We start from the raw sequence: 21,042 nt of genomic DNA, 5'->3' as shown, positions 1-21,042 counted from the left end.
CTAATCCCAGTCTAGTTCATCAATCAGGGTATCGATGGCCTCAAGTGCGACCTGCGAGAGCGACTCTCGGCCCCATCCTGTTTTTGATGTGGAACCACGCCAAAGCTCATTGCCACTGCTGTCTGCAAGGGTCAGTGTCAGCCCCACAGCCGGCTCACCATCCAAGCCATACTTGTATTGCCACTCTTGTACTGAACCAGATACCACATAGCCCGGCTGTTGTTCACTCAGCCACCGCTGCGCCTCTTGATTACGCTGGGCAGGCTCAAGGCTCGCCTGTAAATCACCCACTTGTTGCTTGGGGTAGAGTGTTACCTTCAACCCTTGCTCAGCTAGTGCAGATGCCAGCAGTTGCTCAGCCTGAGCCTGCGCCATAGGCATATTTGACTGATTGGCCAAGGGCATAATATAAACCTGTTGATTGGCGCTGAGCGTCGGGCTTTCACCGGCATAGTGCGTTGCACAACCACTGAGTATGAAGGCCAAAGCCAATGCCATTATTGTTTTCATCATTTTATCCTCACATCAAAAGTCGATAAAGTATCCCACGTTGAGTGTTAAGCTCTCACGGCCATTTTGGTCGGCACTTTGCCACACACCCTTTATGAAAAATTCATCATTGCCAAATGCTTGCACACCCAGCCCTACGTTAGCCGAATAATCGACGCGTTGCTCAATAAAGTTATAACCCACGGCAGTATCAAGCCAATAGCGCATACCTGGGGTGTTTCGTCCAGGCTGTGAGACTTCACCACGCAGCAACGATTGGCCCAACGCTAAACGTCGGTATTTAGGGGTTAGAAAATCCACAGCTCTAACTAGCTCTGGGCGCTGCAAGTGTGCTGTTAATCGCTGTAATGGCCGCTCGTCCAAGGTATTCTCCTGGTGGTCATATTGCGCATACACCTGCCAACTTGGAGTAAAGTTGAATTGCTCACTCAGACGCACGCTGCTTTGCCATTGTTGACCGATAGGCTCACCAAAGTCGGAATGAAACAGCGCCCGCGAAATATTTATATTTACTTGCTCGTAGCGCGTTGGCTGCCAACTCAGTTGATAGGCGAGCCTATCCTCATTGCCGAACATGTAGAGATTTTCACTTTGCTGCGAGGGCATGCTGTGACGCACACTCAAGGTGTGGCTTAGACGTCTATCTGATTGCCACGTTGCGCTTGCGTGCTGACCAAATACCGTGTTGGTATCGCGCTCGCTAATGGCAATGCCAAAGTGCAGGCCTTGCCAACGCGGTCGAGCGCGTATCCGCCAATCTAGATTCACACTCTGGTCTTGGTAATGATCGATTAGGGTTGAGGCGGGGTCGCCACTATCATATTGATAAGAGAGCGCCATATGACCATCGCCTAAAGGACGATAATAGCTAAGCTGCTCTGTGCTTAGCTGCCACGTATCAAGCAGGCTGTGTTCAAAACGCACACCATGAGCATGGCGGTCGTGTTGGGCAGCTAAAAAGCGTTGCAATGGTGCTAAATCTTGTTTGGCGACACCACTATTGAGGGCTTGTTGGCCCAATTGCCATGCGGCAAAATTATCACCTAATTGCGAGAGTGCTGTGGCCCGCTCAGTGGCGGTCAGTGCTGTTGATTGGTAAGCCAAAGTACGCGCTTGCGAGTGGTTGTTCTGTGCCAGCGCTAAAGACAATAAAATGCTGTCATTGAACTGCTCGGAAGCGATGACTTGATGGGCTTGTAACAAGGCTATCTTTTGCAAGGCTCCAAGCGTTGGGTCGCTAAACAAGGCATTGATATCAGCGCCACCGTTGCCTTGGTGCAGATGCCAATTGAGCTGTGCGCTGGCATAGGCGGGCGATACTAAAGTGCGTAGCAATGATACGTAGCTAATTTCGCCATCCTGGAGGGCGCGAAGCTCAGCACTTAATTGTGTGAGCACTTGCACGCGCAAGCGTTGAGCCTGCGCTAAAGCACCTTGATTTTGCAACTGCGATGCCCAGGCTAATTTATCAGCGGCGGTGCTTAACTTGGCGTTATCTAACTTGCGATACCAGCTATCAGCATGAGTATATTCGCCCAGTTGCTGCGCCGCATAAGCTAACGCTTGATACATGGACGCAGTTTGCTGGTTGTGTGGTGCTAAATACCAGTACAGCTCACGCAGCCAAGGGGTGTCTTGACTGTCTATCGCCAGCCACAATGCACTTTGTTGCACGTTCGGGTTATGCGGGTACTGGGTGAGTAATGTACTTAGCAGCTCTTTGGCGCGAGTATGGTGTTTTTTATACATGGCTAAACGCACGCGCAATAGCTGCACGGATAAGCGTTTGTCGCCACTGTGATCGGCTGTTAACGCGTCGCTGGCACGTTTTATCAGTGCTGCATTTTGCTCGCTGAGGCCGTATTCTAGGAGATGATTGAGCACCACAATGCTTTTTGTTTGCGCATAATAAAGCCACAAGGTATCCAAGCTTTGTTGGTCTAGCTTATTGTGGGTGGCAATCAGTAAGTAGGGGTCCAAACTGGTATCGCCTCGATGCACACGAGCACGCTGAAAGCGCTGTTGCAATGGCCTGTTTGCGATATAGGTCGCCAGCTCTTGTAAGTTGGTAAGCTGCTCTACATCTAAGGCTTCTTCATCGCTGTATCGATAAAGTAGCATCAGCGCCTTATATACGTCGCCAATCGCGACAAAGCTTTGCGCAAAGTAATTCAAGTTGATGTAATCGTATGTCGGCTCAAGCGGCAAAGTTGCCCACAAGGCCGTGGCTTGCTTTGGTGCGCCGACAAAATTATAAAAACGCGCGAGTTGGAACCAATAAAACTCTCGTTCTGGAAAGCGCTGATGCAGCGTTTGCAAATGCGTGAGGGTCGTTTGTGCGCCTAAGGCTTTGTCACTGAAGTCGACCCATTGTTTTAGGGTGCTATCATCAAGCTCGTCTTTGAGTGCTAGCTGATAGTAAAAGTCGCTCAAAGCAAATAGGTCACTCTCTGCTAAAGCTTCACTGACACCTTGCCACAGAAGGGCTTTGTCAGGTTGCGTGGCAATAATTTGCTTTGCAAGTACCAGCGCACTGGCGGTATCGCCCAGCCAAAGATAGTAATCATGAAGTTGGCGCTTATCTGCCAAAGTAGGTGCAACACTCAAAACTTTAGCAAGCCACACTGCGGCTTGTTCAATATCACCCACCTCAGCAAAGCGTTCACTGGCTTGGCGCCAATCAGCGGGATCAGTACTTTGTTTGGCCTTACTCGCACTTAATTGGGCTGCTAACGTTGGCTTGTTGGCGGCCCGTAAAAAATTAATACTCAACTGCAAACAGGTGTTGTCACACTGATGCTGATGGCGGCGAATAAGCGCCTCACCTTGTTGCCAGTGTTGTTGGGCGCTATATAACCCAAGTAACTGCTCAAAGTGCGCATCTGAGGGTTGTTGCTCGTACAAGGCTTGGCTGTGAAAAATAGCCCGCTCTTTAAGCCCCGCCTGCAACGCTAAAGACAATAAAGCCTGATGTTCACCTTGTTGCTGACTTAACAACTGATAAGCAAGGCGAGGCTCGCCTATTTGCAAGGCATAGCTGGCAAAGTGTTGACGTTGTGATGAGTTGAGCTCTGGCACTAGGGCGTTTAAATAATCGATTAATTGTCTGCGCGCCGTTGGGTCTTGGCGCTGTATCAGTCGCAGTAGGCTGTCGGCGTAGAGCGTTTGCGCTTGTGTAAGTAACGCGGAGTCGGCAAATTTAGTCAGCGGTGTTAGCTGGGCCAAGCTTTGATGATATTGATCGAGCTTGAAGTGTTGCTTTGCGAGGGTTAAATCCAGTTTTAAACTCGGTACTTGGTTGCTTTTAAGTACGTTCAAGAAGGCGATGGCCACAGTGGGGTCTTGCGCGTCTTCAAGCATATCAATCAGCAGAGCGCGATTGGGTTGCAGTATCCACAACAGCGCCAACGTTACCGTTGCAAGGGTGATCAGCGCACGACGACTCATCAACACGATACGCTTGTCGCCGCGAGGGTCGCCCTTGGTGTGAATACGCGCTGGCGGGTTCATCGTTATTGACCCTGCCCCGGGCAATGGAGCTCAACATGGTAGCGTCCACGCTGAGTGCTGCGAATTGTCCATTGATTAGCTGCTTTATCAAGCGTAAGCGCGGGATCGCTGAGCTTGATTACTTGGCATGAAGCGACATTATCTAACGTTAGTTGCAAATCACGATGAGCCAGCACCGTAAAGCGTAACTTCGCTCCTTGCCACTGCCAGTGTTCAATCACCGCGTTGGCTTTAGCTAAATAGGCACGGTTAGAAAACGCTGCCGCATCGCCTTGGCTAAGCGATAAAGTTGAGCGTGGCTGTACTAAGGTAATGTAGTTACCATCCGGGCCTGGGGTGAACCCTGCGATGCCTTCACTGTCACCATCTGGCAGTTGATTGCTGGCGACACGCAACGATTTCACGCCGGTACTGGTAATATGCCAATTATCATCATCAATGGCGCGAGCCACCCCAGTTTCATAAAGCGTGCGCGCACGGTGGGCGTATTCGCTTAAGTACAGTGGTGTTAATTCGCGCTTCTCTACCCAACCATAGAGGTGATCTAATGCGCCTAAAGAAGCAGGATAAACCCCGGAATACATATGGTAATAAATGCTCACAGGCTTTAAGCGTCGTGGCGCACCGAGTAATTCAAAGGTTTCGCTGGCACGGGCAAAGCCTCGGTAGTTTTCAGTCCACAGCTCTGTGTAGAGGTTTTCGTTCATCACCGCAGCGTAGACTTGAATGCCGTCTTTATACCAGTTTAGGTGTGGGTATACTTGGGCAATAGAGTAGTTGTCGTTGAGTACATAGGTGTTGCCGCCATTGACGTTGTATAAATCGAGTTGCCTGGTTTTAGAAATGACATCAGCGGTTGGGTCAGCCATGCCAGACCACAAGAACACCTCTACTTGCTTATGTTTAGGGGCTAGATGCTCGTTGATATAACGCACACTGCCAAACACTTCACGGTCATAATCAAGGGTGTAATTGGGGACCGGTAAGGAATCGCCGTAGAGCTTTTCTTTCGCATCAATACGGTCGTCCCAAAAGAAAGGGTGGCTATAGGTGTGCGAAGCTATTTCAACGTTATCAAGTGCGAAGGTTTGCCGCGCTATTTCCTCTAGTTCATTGGCAATGTCAGGGTATAAGCCATGAGGAGCAACTTCCGCTTCAACCACTGAAACCGTATGGGGGAGGGGCGATTTTTTCAGCACATTATTGAGTATTGATGCGCCAGCATAGGGGCGTCCAGGAAGCCAAGCGACTGAGGGGAAACCATCGCCATCGATGTGCGCGGTAACGATGCGCAGCCCGGATTCTGTGGTGACATCGGGCACCGGAATAGCAGCAAGAGAAAACAGTGGCATTAGGTGCGCAAATGGCTCTAGTGGCCAACGGTTGCGATCGCCTATTAACTCTTGGACCGTCAGAGGTTCAAGAAACAGCCCACCCCAGGGCATACGCGCTACGCCCACGCCCGTATTGCCTTGGCTATCATTAATGCTCACTAACGCCGGTGTGCGTGAATCAGTTAACTGATATCGAGGAAATTGTTTGGGCGCAGCATGGGGCATGGGGTAGGTGAGCTTGGCTCCGCTACTTTCAAGCGCGCCGATGTAACTGCCGTTTTCACGTATCCCTAAACGCGCTAGCAAGGCTTCATCATCGGGAAGCTCACCGATAATGACTGTTGGCCGCTGAGAAATACTGCGCAGTAGCAGCTGTTGTGCATCTAAATGCTGATAACTGGCTTGGGGGAGCCAAAACGCGACGCCGGCGAACCGATTCAAGTCAAGTTGTGCAAGGCGACCATCACGAATATCAACGCATTGGGGAACATAGCCTTGATACTCGATTAAGGTGGCTAAATACTTATGACACGCAGATTGTTTTTTTAGCACTACGCTCGAGTCATAGACCCCCAGTACTCGCCGACGAACAGGGTAGTGCAAAGAAACCCCAAACTGCTGCAATAAGCCGTCGCTGACATAGGGGGTGAAGCCTAAAGCAGCGATTTCTTTTGCTGCCGCGACTCTGGCTTCTACACCCGCTGGCAGGTAATCAATCACAATGGCCTCAATGCCCAAGCCCTCAATGTGCTCAAGCTTGGTGCGAAGCCACTGGATATCGCTATCGCTTTGGCGAGTATAGTCATTCTTGGTTATATCGAAGCCGTACATCAGTGATTCGGCGACCACCGCTTGCGGCGGCTGGGCCAGCTTGTCGACCAATTCAAAGCCGCGATTGAGCATCACCGGCAGTGATGTGGCGATATTATCGATGAGCGAGACAAGCGCCTGTTGTTGCGAGGCATGTTGTTCGCGAGGCAGTGCAAGTTGATAACTATCTAAGGTATCGAGAAATACACCGCTGAATCCTTGGCGCTGATAGCGCTCAGTTTGCTGTTGCAGATGTTGACGCCACACAAGCGATGCCGCATCCATAATTTCGGCTTGCCAGGCGCTGTTACGGCCCATGCTTGCGGCGTCTAAAAGCCGGGTATCTGCGCCTAGGTATTCCCCCACACTGAGATATGCATACACTTGCGTATTGGCATTTTTTAATTGCTGTAACTGGCGTTTTGACAGCTGCTCCGGTGACACCACAACCCGCTGATAGCTTATAAGCTCGCGCACGGAGTCAACTTCGCCGTAATAAAAAGCGATTGACTGTTCGTAGTGGGTGGATGCAACTGCTCTTGTAGGCTGTGCTATTAAACCCGAGACAACCAGAGCAACAACCACAGTGAAAACAAATTTACATTTAGTCAATAGTAATACTGCCAATTAACTTAAACCAAGTGACGATGTGCGGCTGGGTAAGCCCTTTAATAGCTTGCTACAGAATGTTGCTGTTAAAACTAATTCTTTAGGGTGAGTTTGCCGATATTATGTCACATTCCTGGGCAATGCGTCTACGCAATAATTTACCTAGGGTGAACAAAGGTAAACAACTTACCGATAAGATGTATTGTTTATGCAAAACTGATCGACAACGGCTCTGTACCCAGCGAATTCTTTGCAATTTCGTGCAGAGCTTAACTAGACTGAACTAAGTAAATTACAGCAGCTTACAACACCATCACTGTTAGTATGGCAGCTGCTATTTTTTTGCCAAGCAAATGCTATCTATGAAGTATAAGTTTTTGTTAATATAGAGTTTTATACGTGCAGCATGGCACGGGCGTCGTAACAGGGAATCATTAATGAGAAATAACCAACCCATCACCGCTAGTGAAAAGCGTTTTCCTCCCGAGCAAAAGCTCATTTCCGTCACTGATTTAAACGGCACTATCCTTGATTGTAACCAAGCGTTTGTCGATATCAGTGGCTTTAGCCGCGACGAACTGGTTGGCCAACCTCACAATATCGTCCGCCATCCTGATATGCCACCTGCGGCGTTTAAAACAATGTGGGGTTATCTAAAGCAAGGTAAAGCGTGGATGGGGCTAGTAAAAAACCGCTGTAAGAATGGTGACTACTACTGGGTTGATGCCCATGTCTCGCCGATTACCGAACAAGGTAAAGTGGTAGGGTATGAATCGGTACGCACCAGCCCACGACGTGAGGATGTTGCCCGCGCAGAGGCACTTTACGCGCGCATCAGAGACAACAAAAGCACGTTCACGCTGCCTAACAATACTGAATTTTATGCCTTGGGCCTTGCCCTCGCAGTCGCTTTTATTATCTTCCTAAGTGGCAATACTGTCGCCGCCGAGGCGGTGGCCCTAGTGAGTGTATTAGTGTTTGCCGGATTTAATACCTTTTCCCGGGTGCGTTTGAAAAAACGCTTAGACACACTCATAGGCGATCGCTTCTGCGACCCACTTGCGGTGCAAAGCTACTGCGATCATGGTGGCCCTTTGGGGCGTTTAAGCGTAGCGGTGAAATCAGACAGGGCGCATTTAAATACCATCTTAACGCGTATCGACAATGCCGCGAACCGTGTTGCTGCAGATGCCAGCAGCAGCTATTCCATGTCGGTCGATGCGAGGGAGAAAATAGACGCTCAGCATCAGCAAACCGAGCAAGTAGCCACGGCAATGAACGAAATGACGGCCACCATTGGCGAAGTATCACAAAATGTACAGCTGACCTCTGAGCAAGCCAGCGAGGCCAATGATTTGGCCTCAGAAGGTGCCGCAGTGGCAGATAAGACTCGTCAATCTATTGAAACCTTAGGGCACACGGTGCAACAAATCGGTGACTCGGTACAAGGGGTCTCAGAGCAGTCAGCCTTGATTGCGCAAGCGGCGCAAATGATTGAACAAATTGCTGAGCAAACCAACCTATTGGCACTCAATGCGGCGATTGAAGCGGCGCGTGCTGGTGAGCAAGGCCGAGGCTTTGCGGTGGTAGCTGATGAGGTAAGGCAACTTGCACAACGCACACAGAAATCGACCGGGGAGATCCAAGGGATCATTAGCGAGCTCAATAGCCGCAGTGAGCAGGCGGTCACTATTGCTGAGCAAGGGCGTAAAGAGTCGCAACAAGGCCTTGATGAAGTGCAACTAAGCACCGAAAAACTCAGTGGTATTGCTCAGGCGGTGGCCAACATTAATGACATGGCGAATCAAATGGCTGCGGCTGTTGAAGAGCAGGCTCATGTGGCTGAGGATATTAACCAGCAAGTGGTCAGTATTGCCGGCCTGGCTGATGATAGCCAGCAAAGCTCGGATCAAGCGCAACAAGCTATTACTCGCTTAACAACTGTATCAGATGAGCTCTGTGAGCTGGTGGTGCGTTTCTCTCGCTCACATGATTAATACCTAAACTGTCAGCGCGCTAGCGTGCTGACTAGGCCTATCACCGCCTGAGTAACGCTTATGGCGGTGAACCTGCTAGCACACGTGTCACTCTTAACTCCCCCGTCAACCCTTTGCCCAGTGCTTGTGAACGGCAAGTAAAAACCACCAACGTGTGCAGAAGCATTAACGTTGACGTTCATGTCATATTTCTAAATAGCATAACTCTTTGCATTTTCTATCATCAAAGCTATTAAAAAACTGTTTTGGTTATAAACTAGACGAAATAAATATGTACCCAATATAACTCTAATTGTTTACCAAAGGTTAATCTTTTGTTCATTTTGTGATTGCTAGACTCCACGCGGCTTTGAGGTACAAACTTACAAAAAACTGAATGAATAAAGTGGCATGCTTACCCCAGTTTTTAGCAATTTATTCGAATAAACAAACGGTTCTTCTAGAACTAAAACGTCTAAAAAGTGGTCGACTATTGCTTGAAGAGCCGGATAGGTGTGATAAGTTTTAAAAGCATTGTAAATATATTGTTATAAAAATAACACAACAAACCTTACGTCGTGGAGAACAAAATGAGTAAACAAAGTATGCGCGAAAGCGGCTTTAAACGCAGCGCCCTGGCGATGTGTTTTGCCAGCTTAGGTATGAGCAGCGCCAGTGCTTTTGCTGTTGATTGCAGCAATTTAGCCCAGTGGCAAAGTGGTGACGCTTACGTTGGCGGAAGCCAAGTCCAGGCCCAAAACAGTGCCTATGAGGCGAACTGGTGGACGCAAACGAATCCTGTGGAGAATTCTGGACAATGGCAAGACTGGACTCTTTTGGGTGCTTGTGACAGCGCTGTCAACCAGGCGCCAGAGGTCACCTCGTTGAGCCCCGCTGCAGGCAGTCAATTTGCTGAAAATGACAGCGTTATCATCGAGGCGTCAGCCAGTGATAGTGATGGTCAAGTTAGCCAGGTAGAATTCTTCGTTAATAATCAATCTATCGCGGTTGATGCCACCGCGCCCTTTAGCACTACGTGGCAAGCTGTAGCCGGCGACGCGACCATAAGCGCTGTGGCTACAGACGATCAGGGCGCGCTATCTACAGCTCTTGCTAATGCTGTTAGCGTAAGCGGCGGCACCCCCGTGAATGAAGCGCCAAGCGCAAGCATTCAAATTGCTAATCTGCCCACGCAAGTGATGGTGGGAGATAGCTTGAACTTTACCCTCAGCGGCACAGACAGCGATGGCCAAGTCACCGCGCTGACATTCAGTGAGAATGGCACCCAAGTGCTGAGTTCAGCAAACGCCAGTGAAGCTTACACTTGGCAGGCTCCAGCAACGGGGCAATTTGAATTCGTACTCAATGTGACTGACGATCAAGGGGCCACGGGGACGGCCACTCAAGTGATCAACGTGGTAGATGTGTCTGAGCCAGGAACTGGCGTTGACGCTTGTCGCCCAGCAGGTTTATACCAAACGCCGGGAGTGAACACGCCATATTGTACTATTTATGATCAAGACGGCCGTGAGCTAATGGGCCCAGATCACCCTCGTCGTATCATCGGTTACTTTACCAGTTGGCGTAACGGCGCCAATGAGCAACCTAGTTATTTAGTTGACGATATTCCATGGGATAAAATTACCCATATTAACTATGCCTTCGCACACGTTGATGCCAACAATAAGTTGTCCATTGGTAACCCCAGTGCCCCAGGCAATCCAGCAACGAACATGGAATGGCCAGGTGAACCAGGCGCCGAAATGGACCCAAGCCTGCCGTACAAAGGTCACTTCAACCTACTTAACAAGTACAAGAAACAATACCCAGACGTGAAGACGCTGATCTCTGTTGGTGGCTGGGCTGAAACTGGCGGTTATTTTGACGAAAATGGCAATCGCGTCAATAGCGGTGGCTTCTACACCATGACCACCAATGCTGATGGCTCAATTAATCACGCAGGTATTGCCGCGTTCGCACAAAGTGCGGTTGAATTTATTCGTACCTACGATTTCGATGGTGTGGATATTGACTACGAATACCCATCGTCAATGAAGGACTCTGGTCACCCAGATGACTTTGCTATCTCCAACCCTTTGCGCGCTAGTCTCAATGCATCTTACAAAGAATTGATGAAGGTGCTACGTGAAGAGCTTGATAAAGCGGGTGAACAAGATGGTCAGCACTATATGCTCACGATTGCTTCACCGTCATCGGGTTACCTACTGCGGGGTATGGAGACCTTTCAGGTCACTAAATACTTAGACTACGTCAACATCATGTCTTACGACTTGCACGGCGCGTGGAACTCTCATGTCGGGCACAATGCGGCATTGTACGACACCGGTGAAGACTCGGAGTTGGCGCAATGGAATGTATACAGCACCAAGGAGTTCGAAGGCATTGGCTATTTGAACACCGATTGGGCGGTACGCTATTTCCGTGGCGCGCTAGCGGCAGGACGTATCAATATTGGTATTCCTTATTACACCCGTGGTTTTAAAGACGTACAAGGTGGCACCAATGGATTGTGGGGCCAGGCGGCGCTGCCGAACCAAAGCGAGTGTCCAGCAGGCACGGGCGTTGGCGAGCAAAACAAATGCGGTAACGGTGCCATTGGCATTGATAACCTTTGGCACGATAAAGATGCCAATGGCGAAGAAATGCCAGCAGGCTCTAACCCTCTTTGGCATGCCAAGAACTTAGAAAACGGCATTTACCCAAGCTATGGCGCAACTTACGGTTTAACGCCACAAACCGATCCAGATGATCAGCTGATTGGCACCTACACGCGTCATTATGACAACGTGGCCGTTGCGCCATGGTTATGGAATGCCGATAAGAATGTGTTCTTGTCTATGGAAGACGAGGAATCAATGGCCACTAAAGTGCAATACGTTATCGACCAAGGCATTGGTGGCATTATGTTCTGGGAATTGGCGGGTGACTACGATTATGACCAGGCCAAGGGCGAATACTTCATGGGCTCAACGCTCACTACCCTTGCTTATAATCAGTTTAATCAAAGCGGCGTGCCGTACAGCATTGACCAAGGCAATACTAATTTTGTAGTGCCAACAGAAGCGGTTGATGTGAGCTTTGAAGCCAAGGACTTTCCAGTCGGTGATGACAACTACCCGATTGCTCCAACCTTTGCTTTCACTAACAACTCAAACATTGATTTAAGTGGTGCCAAGATTTCTTTCGATGTGCCAGTGGCGACCTCCGCCATTTTCAAGTCTAACTGGAACGCACAAGAGAAATTGGGCATGGCGGTCGACGTCAATGGCTCGAATGCAGCAGGTAACAATATCGGTGGTTTTGAGAATGAGTTCCACCGTTTCTCAATCACGTTGACCAACGAATGGGGCGGACAAGAGAAAGCCTTTGCTCCAGGTGACACGGTGAATGCGCAGGTAATGTATTACATGCCTATTACCGGTCCTGCAAACTTTACCATCGAGAAAAATGGCAAAACCTATGCCTTTAAATCGCAATACCCGCACCTTCCTGATGCTCAGCCTGGAACAGGCGGCGGCGACACTGGCGGTGGCAATGGCAGCGGCGATGGTACCTGTGAAGGCACCGCGATTGCCGATATCCCCGTTTATCCTAACTGGCCACAAAGTGACTACGCCGGCAACCCTAGCCATGCTGCGGGTGGCGACTTAATGGTCAACGGTAATGCTGTCTATAAGGCGAAGTGGTGGACTTCTGCTGAGCCGGGTAGCAGCGCTGATTGGGATCAGGTCTGTAGCCTGTAACTCGCCATCTTAGACTTGAGGCGGCCCCATGCCCTCCCTGTAAGGGCTGCCTCGGGTCTCTTTTGTCAACGAGGACATTGATATGAGAACACCACAAGCGAAATTATTATCACTGGCTGTGTCATCGCTAGCCGTTGGTGCTGCGCTCAGCGCCAGCCAAGCTTATGCCCATGGTTACATGGATAGCCCGAAGGCTCGCCAAGCTATTTGTCAGGCTCAGGGCGGTTATTGGTGGCCAGAAGATGGTTCCAACATTCCTAACTTGGCGTGTCGCGCAGCCTATTTGGAATCAGGGCACTTTCAGTTTATTCAAGAACATGAATTTGCCGTTAACACCGCTGATTACTACAACCAAGCAGCGGTTGAGGCCAGCGTTCCCGATGGCACCTTGTGCGCCGCTGGAGACACCAACAAGCGCGGTATGAATTTACCTTCAGCGCATTGGCAACGCAGTGACGTGACCCCCAATGCTAATGGCGAGATTAAGGTGCGCTTTCGTGCGACCACTCCACATAACCCCAGCTTTTGGAAGTTTTACCTAAGCAAACCCGGGTTTGATGGCGCCACGCAAACACTTGCCTGGAGCGATCTAGAGCTGGTGCAAGAAGTGGGCAATATCGACTTTATCAAGGACGCAGAGGGCCATCGCTACTATGAAATGAATGTCGCTATTCCCGCTGAGCGCCAAGGTGATGCCATCTTGTACACACGCTGGCAGCGTGATGACGCAGCTGGAGAGGGGTTTTACAACTGTAGTGACATCACCATAGTGCGTGATGGCGGGCCTAGTGATCCCAGCCAGTGGCAAAGCATTGGTTACTACTTGCAACAAGGTCAAACGCCGGCGGTGGGTGATTCTATTTGGGTGCGGCTATTTGACGAGAGTGGTCAAGAGCTAGTTAACCAAATGTTTGCCGTCAGCGCCGATAACCAAGCAAGCTGGCAGCAAGACCTCGCGGCTATGCTTAATCTCGACTACAGCCAATATATGCAAATTGGTTTGCAAGACCAGCAAGGTCAAGTGGTCTACCAAAGCGGCGACCCGCTGGTAAATCAGGTATACACCACCAATGCCAACTACAGCTATAGCTTAAGTGTGCAACAGGCACCAGGCAATAGTGCGCCCACTGTGGTTAAGCCTGATGATATTACCTTGGCTGAAGGACAATCCAGTGTCGTTCATGTGCATGCTTTTGACGATGAGCAAAGTACTCTGAACTATAGCTGGGATGTGCCAGCACCACTGACTATGAGCAGTGAGGGTGCCAACCTAACGATCACCGCTGCCAATGTCGATACCGATACCCCGTACACCATTACAGTCACTGTCTCAGATGGTGAACTCAGTACCAGCCAAAGCTTTGTCGTCACCGTTACCGATACCAGCACTAACCCTGCTCCAAGTTACCCTGCGTGGCAGGCCAGTGCTACTTATGTAGCGGGCGACAAGGTGAGCTACAACGCCAGCGACTATGAGGCGAAGTGGTGGAATCAAGGTGAACAACCCGATCAATCCTCGGCATGGCAAACGCTGAGCAAAGATGCTGGCAGCGCACAATGGGATAGTCAGCGCGCTTATGAAAGTGGCGCGACGGTGCTCTATCAAGGGCAACAATACCAAGCCAAGTGGTGGACTCAAGGGGATACCCCGGGTCAGGCCTCCGTTTGGCAAGCACTTTAAGCAGTAAACAATGGCGATGATGGACACACGGAGGCGCCTAAATCGCCGCTAGTCGGGCAAGTACCTATGCGTCGTGCTTAGCCTTTAATAAGACAACAAGAAGAGAAAGATATGAAATTAACTCAATTAACCGCAGCCATTACGCTGGCTATGGCATCGGGTGTCGCCGTTGCCGCGCCTTCGACACCGAGCTTAAACTGGGAGCCGCAAGAGTACTCCTTTGTTGAAGTAGATTTAGAAGGCACTGGTGGCTATAAATCCTTGGTACGTCGCCAAGACCAAGTCAACATCAACATCGAGTGGAATGCCTGGAGTGGTGATGGCGGTGACAACTATAAAGTCTATTTTGATGACCAAGTTGTGAACTCTGGTGCACTGCCTGCGGGCACTAAAAGTGGCGTGATCACTTTCCCGTATGATAAGGCTGGCCGTCATACCTTGTATGTTGAATTGTGTGAAGGCACCGTGTGCGCGCGCAGTGATGGCAAGCCCATCGTCATTGCCGATACCGACGGCGCGCATCTAGCACCGTTACCGATGGATTATGATCCTAACAACAAAGACTATGGCTTAAAGCAAGGCATGGTTACGGGGGCCTACTTTGTTGAGTGGGGCATTTATGGTCGTGACTATGATGTCACTAACATGCCAGCACAAAACCTTAGCCACATTTTATACGGCTTTATTCCGATTTGTGGCCCGAATGACTCACTGACTGGCGGGCCAAAGCGTGCGCTTGATACCGCTTGTCAGGGTTCACAAGACTTTGAAGTAGTTATTCACGATCCGTGGGCGGCAGTGCAAAAAGCCCTACCGGGTGTCAGTGCAGACGACCCTATTCGTGGTACTTATGCACAGTTAATGGCGCTGAAGCAGCGTTATCCAGATCTGAAAATCGTGCCTTCAGTGGGGGGGTGGACACTCTCTGATCCGTTCTACTATTTCACCGATAAAGCCAACCGCGATACCTTCGTGGCGTCGATGAAAGAGTTCCTTAAAACGTGGAAGTTTTATGACGGTGTTGATATTGATTGGGAATTCCCAGGGGGCGATGGTGCTAACCCGAACCTTGGCGACCCAACCACCGATGGCGCTACTTACATTGCGTTGATGCGTGAGTTACGCGTCATGCTCGATGAGCTGGAAGCGGAAACAGGCCGCCAGTATGAGCTGACGTCAGCCATCGGTGCGGGTTACGATAAGATTGAAGATGTTGACTATGCTACCGCAGCGCAGTACATGGATTACATCTTCGCCATGACCTATGACTTCTATGGTGCTTGGAGCAATGTGACCGGACACCAAACAGCCGTTTATTGTGGCGAACACTTCCGCCCGGGTCAATGTGACGGCTCCGGCACCGATGAAAATGGCCAGCCTTATAAAGGCCCGGCTTACACCATGGATAACGCCATTCAGCTGTTGCTAGCGCAAAACGTGCCATCGCAAAAAATAGTGGCGGGTGTGGCTATGTACGGTCGTGGTTGGGAAGGTGTGTATCCTGAAAACGCGAGTACCGCAGGCAACCCGATGACCGCATCTGGTAATGGACCGCTTAAAGGCACCACAGCACAAGGTGTATGGGAAGATGGAGTCATTGATTATAAAGGCGTAAAAGCCAATATGCTCGGTGCTAACTTCCAAGGTATTAACGGTTTTGAAGCGGGTTATGATGCGCAAGCACAAGCGGCTTATGTGTGGAACCGCAGCAGCGGTAAGCTGATCACTTTAGACACCCCACAAACAGTAATGGCCAAGGGTCAATACGTGCAACAACATAACCTCGGTGGTTTGTTCGCATGGGAAATTGATGCCGATAATGGCGATATTCTTAATGCTATGCATGAAGGTTTAGGTGATGTACCGCCGGCCAACCAACGCCCTGTGCTCAGTGTAGACAGCAGTGTCACGGTGCAAAGCGGTGGCTCGGTGTCAGTTACTGCCTCGGCCACTGATGGTGATAATGACCCGCTCAGCTTTAGCTGGCAGGCGGATAGCGCGCTAAGCGTGAGCGGTGCAAACTCAGCGACTTTAGTGATCAATGCGCCGCAAGTAAGCCAAGACACTCAGTACAGTGCGACGGTTTCGGTTTCTGATGGCAAAGACACGGTCAGTAAAGTGGTGAGTGTTAATGTTGTAGCGGATGGCAGCGGCAGCAACACGGCACCTGTGGTTGATGCTATCGCTGATGCCAGTATCGAAGAGGGCGCAAGCCTAGCCGTTAACGTGGTTGCCAGCGATGCTGACAATGACGCTTTGACTTACAGCTGGGACGTACCAGCTGGGTTGACGCTCTCTGGTAGCGGTGCCAGTGCGACGCTGAGTGCGGACCCTGTGGATGCGGATACAAGTTATACCGTCACGGTTACTGTCAGTGATGGTCAAGCCAGCAGCAGCCAGAGCTTTGTCGTTACGGTGACCGATTCAGGCGCCACCACACCGGGTGACACTTGGGATGCACAAGCTGTGTATACCGGTGGTGATACGGTGATCTATGGCGGTGTTGAGTATCGTGCTAAATGGTGGACTCAAGGCGACCAACCTGACTTGGGTGGTCCTTGGGAGCCAGTATCAGCACCCACAGACGGTAACGGCGACCTAGTTTGGAGTGCATCGGCTATCTACAACACCGGTGATGTTGTGTCTTATAACGGCGCACGTTTTGAAGCTAAATGGTGGACAAAAGGTGAAGAACCTGGCGTTGCCGCTGTGTGGAACCAGCTATAAATAAGATTCCTACTTGAGAGACCAAGGGCAACGAAAGTTGCCCTTTTTCATGTTCGCCACCATACTCATGGATACTTAAGGTTGTTTCCACAGAGATGTGCGTGGGCAAATTTCTGCTTATTATTTTACTTTTCTCTAGCACCGCGTTTGGCCAGTGCACAAACCCTATTCGAGTTGGCGTAAACAGCGAGTGGCCGCCTTATATTTCGATTGAGAATGACCATATCGGCGGCTTAGACATGGCCATTATTACTTTATTACTAGAGAGTATGGGCCGTTGTTTTAACTACGTGCGTTTGCCCAGTGCCGGACGGTCTATGAATGAACTGCGCGCTGGGAGAATTGACTTGCTCAGTGGGGTGAGTTTCGCCGCTTATCGCCAAGATATCGGCCAATTTAGCGCACCTTATCGGCAAGAAATTGTGCGTTTGGTTGTCAGCGAGCGAGTGCAAGCATCTGCTTTAGCCGATTTACAGGCGATGCTGCAAAGTGGCCTAACGCTGGTGTACACCCCAGGCGCTTATTATGGTGAAGAAGTGGAAACGCTGGTGCAACAAAGCCGTTATCAACAGCAGATTCAAACCGTGAGTGAGCCGGTGAAGCGTTACTTAATGCTCAAAGCGGGCCGTGCTGATGTCACCATAGAAGACGAGCAGGTCGCCAGGCATTTATTGAGCGAGTATGGCGGCGCGCAACTGATGCTGCACCCCAAGGTAGTCTCGGCACAACCTATTCATTTTCTTATTAGCCATCAGCTAAGTAACACAGGCTTTATGCGCGAGCTCAATCTAGCCATTGAAGCGCAGCAACAGGCTATCACGGCGTTATTGCAAAACCAGCTGGGTGCTGCGCATCCCTAAACTTGATGCCTCAGTGCAGTTTCATCTTTGGACGTACCACCCGCGTTATTTTTTCACTTATCCATAAGGCCATCATTTTTAATGTGCCATGCACGGCTTGTTGATGCATGCGATACAAGCTCATGTACATCCATCTCGCCAGTTTACCTTCGATAAACACATTGCTATTTAAATTACCCATGAGGTTCCCGACCGCGCTAAAGCGCGCTAAATTGACCAGCGAACCATGGTCTTTATAGTGAAATGGACGCAGCGCCTGGCCTTTATATTGACGTTTAATATTAGCAAGTACATTACTGGCCATTTGGTGCGCAGACTGTGCTCGCGGCGGCACAAAACTGCCATCTGGCTGCTCAAAAGCACAGCTATCGCCAATCACAAAAAGTGTGTCATCGCCGCGCACTTGTAAGTATTGATTAACCAAAATTTGGTTGTTTTTATTAAGCTCAAACGTATTTAAGTCGCGTAAGAAGTCGGGCGCTTTTACACCGGCGGCCCATACCTTTATATCGCAATCCAAACGTTCATCGCCGACATCAATACCGTGTTCGTCGATGCCTTTTACCATTTGTCCAAGGTGCAATTGTACGCCAATTTTTTGCAGCTCTTTGCTGGCTTTGATTGCGATTTTATCTGGCAGAGCCGGTAAGATGCGTGGGCTTGCTTCCAGTAAATGAATTTTTAAACGCTCTTTGGAGACTTTGTTAAGGCCATAGGCTTTGAGCAAATTGGTAACATGGTAAAGCTCGGCGGAGAGCTCCACACCGGTCGCGCCAGCGCCGATAATCGCCACATTAAGCGCACTTTTATCGCTTTCGCCTTGCTGCAAACGGGTAAAACTGTCTAATAAGGTATGCTGAAAGTGCTCCGCTCCTTTGACCGAGTCTAAAAAGAAGCAATGCTCTTGCGCCCCAGGGGTATTAAAATCGTTACTGACACTGCCAATGGCAATTACTAGCTTGTCGTAGCTGAGAGTACGCTCGGGAAGAATAGCGTTACCGCGTTCGTCGCGAAGCGGGGCTAAGGTAATGTGTTTACTGTCGCGGTCTAGGCCGCAGAAGGTGCCAAGTTGGAATTGAAAATGATGCTTAGCGGCATGGGCCGAGTACACCACGCCATCTAAACTGGCGTCAAGAGAGCCCGTCGCGACTTCGTGCAGCAGCGGCTTCCATATATGGGTGCGATTTCTATCAATGAGTACAATTTCAGCGCGGCCTTTTTTGCCTAGAGACTTTCCTAGACCGGTTGCCAGCTCGAGTCCGCCAGCACCACCGCCAATAACAATTATACGCTCCACAGAGTCTTGGTTCATGGTTTATTCCTCAAAAATTGCATACCCAAATGCACGCCCAGTACCGCTTAAATGCACTTGGGTATCATTAACCCAGGGGCTAACTGCTTGTTTTTGAGGATTTCCGACTCCTAGCTTACGCCTATCGCGCGGCAATGTCATCCGCAGCGTAAAGATTGAATGATGATAATAAACAGGCTATTTTGTTGTCATAAATTATTCCATGGAGCCCTTATGCATCCTCATATTCATGCCCTATATGAGCTCAGTGCCAAGCCGCAGCGCACGATTATCGGCCTGATGAGCGGCACATCAATGGATGGGTTGGATGTGGCAATGTGCCGGGTCAGCGGTACGGGTCGTGATACCCGTATTGAGGTTGAGCACTTCACCACCTGTGCCTACCCGAAGGAGTATTCGCAACGACTGCGTCAAGTGTTCGCCAAGCGCGATATCGATTTACAACATCTCACCTTATTAAATGCGTGGGTGGGGCGCTTGCATGGCCAGTTGGTCAAGCAATGTTTAGCACAGTGGCAGGTCAATGCGGATGAGGTCGATGCCATTGCCAGTCACGGGCAAACCGTGTACCACTGCCCTAAAGCTCAGCATGGATTGGATGATTACCCTAATGCCACCTTACAAATTGGCGATGGCTGCCATGTTGCCTGCACCAGCGGTATTTTGACTATCAGTGATTTTCGCCAAAAGCATATCGCCGCAGGCGGTGAAGGTGCGCCTCTGGCCGCGTATGGCGATTACCTCTATTTTGCTAGCGCCCACGAGCACCGGGTGTTGTTAAACTTAGGGGGCATTGCCAATATAACCTTGCTGCCCAAGGCCGGGGAGCTGAGCGATACGCTATGTGCTGATCTTGGCCCTAGCAATACCATGCTCGATGCCTATGTGCAGCGCTATTTTGCACCACGACAATTCGACGAAAATAGCACCCTGGCGCAGCAGGGGCAGGTGCATGAGCCTCTTTTGGCTAAGCTCTCGCAGCATCCCTTTTTGCACGCCGCCATGCCCAAAACCACGGGGCCGGAAGTGTTTAATCTTGCCTATTTAGCACAGTGCCAAGCTGCACTCGGGGAAACGTACCTGGCTCATGAAGATGTGCTGGCAACCTTATGTGAGTTTGCGGCTTATCAAGTAGGAACGCAGTTAGCACGGTTGGCGAAATTCCACGGCCCGCTGCATGTCTATGCCAGTGGCGGCGGTGTGCACAACCCTTTGCTAATGGCGCGCATTGCCTATTTCAGCGGTGAGCAGGTGCAGCTAGATTCACTGACGCAGCTGGGCATGAACCCTGACGCCAAAGAGGCGGTGTTGTTTGCCTTACTCGCCAATGAAACCCTTGCCGGTCAGCCAGCGAAAGCAGCGGACACAGAGGGAATGCCGCAAATCTCTATGGGTAAATTAAGCTTTCCCGACTGACGCCGTACTGCGCCACAGGCGTTGACAATACTGGCCGAGGCGTTGGCGCAGGCCGGTGCAATTCATCATTTGTGGCGAGCTTAACTGCGCTTGCGGATGAATATGCACGGTGTATTGCGCGCTTTCTTTTACGGTGTTGTGCAGGCCATGTAGCGTAAGTTGCAATTGTGCATGTTCATACTCACACTCACCCTTCATCGTGCTATGCGCGCAGAGGGTCAAAGCCACCATACCGCTGTCGATATCTTTGTAATGCAATGGCTGATGTGCCAAAAGTTGGGCATCACGTTGCTGTGCAAAGGTGATACTGGCCTGCAGCGCATCGCCTTGCTGCGCACTGCTGGGCAACCGACACAGCAATTGTACAGGCACACCTGCACCGCCCAGAGTGGTTGGCCGGGCAGCCAAAGTTTCAAAGTCTGATAATAATCCTTCGCTTCGCAATGCGAACACAGCGAGAGGGGAGCGATACTGCGCCATATCCTGCTTAATATTGATAATTTGCGCACAATTATGCCGCAGTTAAATGACAG

The 21,042-nt window shown here is 50.3% G+C and carries 11 protein-coding genes; 6 read left to right on the top strand and 5 right to left on the bottom strand.

Annotated elements, in window-relative coordinates; genetic code table 11:
- The 3 genes from EXT46_RS06280 to EXT46_RS06270 are packed head-to-tail and all read right to left on the bottom strand — an operon-like array spanning position 1 to position 6,641.
- Entirely contained in the window at positions 1-513 is a 513-nt protein-coding gene (locus EXT46_RS06280) for a hypothetical protein (protein ID WP_130146005.1), read from the bottom strand.
- Positions 514-525: 12 nt separating this feature from the next.
- Complete coding sequence (locus EXT46_RS06275) at positions 526-4,020, bottom strand: tetratricopeptide repeat protein (RefSeq protein WP_130146003.1); 3,495 nt, start codon at positions 4,018-4,020, stop codon at positions 526-528.
- Between the two features lie 2 nt (positions 4,021-4,022).
- A complete protein-coding gene (locus EXT46_RS06270) occupies positions 4,023-6,641 on the bottom strand; it encodes an endo alpha-1,4 polygalactosaminidase (RefSeq protein ID WP_165381069.1) in 2,619 nt (872 codons plus the stop codon).
- 569 nt (positions 6,642-7,210) lie between these two features.
- Between EXT46_RS06270 and EXT46_RS06265 the strand changes: the two genes are divergently transcribed.
- The 5 genes from EXT46_RS06265 to EXT46_RS06245 all read left to right on the top strand — a co-directional run bounded on the left by EXT46_RS06265 (position 7,211) and on the right by EXT46_RS06245 (position 17,781).
- On the top strand, positions 7,211-8,770 hold the full coding sequence (locus tag EXT46_RS06265; protein ID WP_022946957.1) for a PAS domain-containing methyl-accepting chemotaxis protein: 1,560 nt from the start codon (positions 7,211-7,213) through the stop codon (positions 8,768-8,770).
- A gap of 569 nt (positions 8,771-9,339) precedes the next feature.
- Positions 9,340-12,513, top strand: coding sequence for a glycosyl hydrolase family 18 protein (locus EXT46_RS06260; RefSeq protein WP_130145999.1), 3,174 nt, complete (start codon positions 9,340-9,342; stop codon positions 12,511-12,513).
- Positions 12,514-12,595: 82 nt separating this feature from the next.
- Positions 12,596-14,194, top strand: a complete 1,599-nt coding sequence (locus EXT46_RS06255) for a lytic polysaccharide monooxygenase (RefSeq protein ID WP_130145997.1) — start codon at positions 12,596-12,598, stop codon at positions 14,192-14,194.
- A gap of 111 nt (positions 14,195-14,305) precedes the next feature.
- The gene (locus EXT46_RS06250; RefSeq protein WP_130145995.1) at positions 14,306-16,921 is read left to right on the top strand and encodes a glycosyl hydrolase family 18 protein; all 2,616 of its coding nucleotides are present in this window, start codon (positions 14,306-14,308) and stop codon (positions 16,919-16,921) included.
- Between the two features lie 101 nt (positions 16,922-17,022).
- Complete coding sequence (locus EXT46_RS06245) at positions 17,023-17,781, top strand: transporter substrate-binding domain-containing protein (protein ID WP_165381068.1); 759 nt, start codon at positions 17,023-17,025, stop codon at positions 17,779-17,781.
- A gap of 10 nt (positions 17,782-17,791) precedes the next feature.
- Here the strand turns inward: EXT46_RS06245 and EXT46_RS06240 are convergent, their stop codons facing one another.
- A complete protein-coding gene (locus EXT46_RS06240; RefSeq protein ID WP_045980615.1) occupies positions 17,792-19,093 on the bottom strand; it encodes an NAD(P)/FAD-dependent oxidoreductase in 1,302 nt (433 codons plus the stop codon).
- Between the two features lie 213 nt (positions 19,094-19,306).
- Here EXT46_RS06240 and EXT46_RS06235 point away from each other — a divergent pair, with 213 nt between their 5' ends.
- On the top strand, positions 19,307-20,509 hold the full coding sequence (locus tag EXT46_RS06235; RefSeq protein ID WP_130145991.1) for an anhydro-N-acetylmuramic acid kinase: 1,203 nt from the start codon (positions 19,307-19,309) through the stop codon (positions 20,507-20,509).
- Here EXT46_RS06235 and EXT46_RS06230 read toward each other — a convergent pair.
- Positions 20,492-20,989, bottom strand: a complete 498-nt coding sequence (locus EXT46_RS06230; RefSeq protein ID WP_130145989.1) for a hypothetical protein — start codon at positions 20,987-20,989, stop codon at positions 20,492-20,494. The two genes, EXT46_RS06235 and EXT46_RS06230, sit on opposite strands and share 18 nt — an antisense overlap.
- Positions 20,990-21,042: the final 53 nt, after the last annotated feature.

The sequence above is a fragment of the Pseudoalteromonas sp. CO325X genome, from assembly GCF_004208955.1.
Lineage (GTDB): Bacteria > Pseudomonadota > Gammaproteobacteria > Enterobacterales > Alteromonadaceae > Pseudoalteromonas > Pseudoalteromonas ruthenica.
The sequence above is the reverse complement of the archived record's forward strand: the minus strand, read 5'-3'. Positions and strand labels throughout refer to the sequence as shown.

Excerpts from the sequence above, each read along its gene's own strand:
- EXT46_RS06240 (WP_045980615.1), bottom strand. The coding sequence starts at position 19,093 with ATGAACCAAGACTCTGTGGAGCGTATAATTGTTATTGGCGGTGGTGCT.
- EXT46_RS06260 (WP_130145999.1), top strand. The coding sequence starts at position 9,340 with ATGAGTAAACAAAGTATGCGCGAAAGCGGCTTTAAACGCAGCGCCCTG.
- EXT46_RS06250 (WP_130145995.1), top strand. The coding sequence starts at position 14,306 with ATGAAATTAACTCAATTAACCGCAGCCATTACGCTGGCTATGGCATCG.
- EXT46_RS06255 (WP_130145997.1), top strand. The coding sequence starts at position 12,596 with ATGAGAACACCACAAGCGAAATTATTATCACTGGCTGTGTCATCGCTA.
- EXT46_RS06230 (WP_130145989.1), bottom strand. The coding sequence starts at position 20,989 with ATGGCGCAGTATCGCTCCCCTCTCGCTGTGTTCGCATTGCGAAGCGAA.
- EXT46_RS06280 (WP_130146005.1), bottom strand. The coding sequence starts at position 513 with ATGATGAAAACAATAATGGCATTGGCTTTGGCCTTCATACTCAGTGGT.
- EXT46_RS06265 (WP_022946957.1), top strand. The coding sequence starts at position 7,211 with ATGAGAAATAACCAACCCATCACCGCTAGTGAAAAGCGTTTTCCTCCC.
- EXT46_RS06275 (WP_130146003.1), bottom strand. The coding sequence starts at position 4,020 with ATGAACCCGCCAGCGCGTATTCACACCAAGGGCGACCCTCGCGGCGAC.
- EXT46_RS06235 (WP_130145991.1), top strand. The coding sequence starts at position 19,307 with ATGCATCCTCATATTCATGCCCTATATGAGCTCAGTGCCAAGCCGCAG.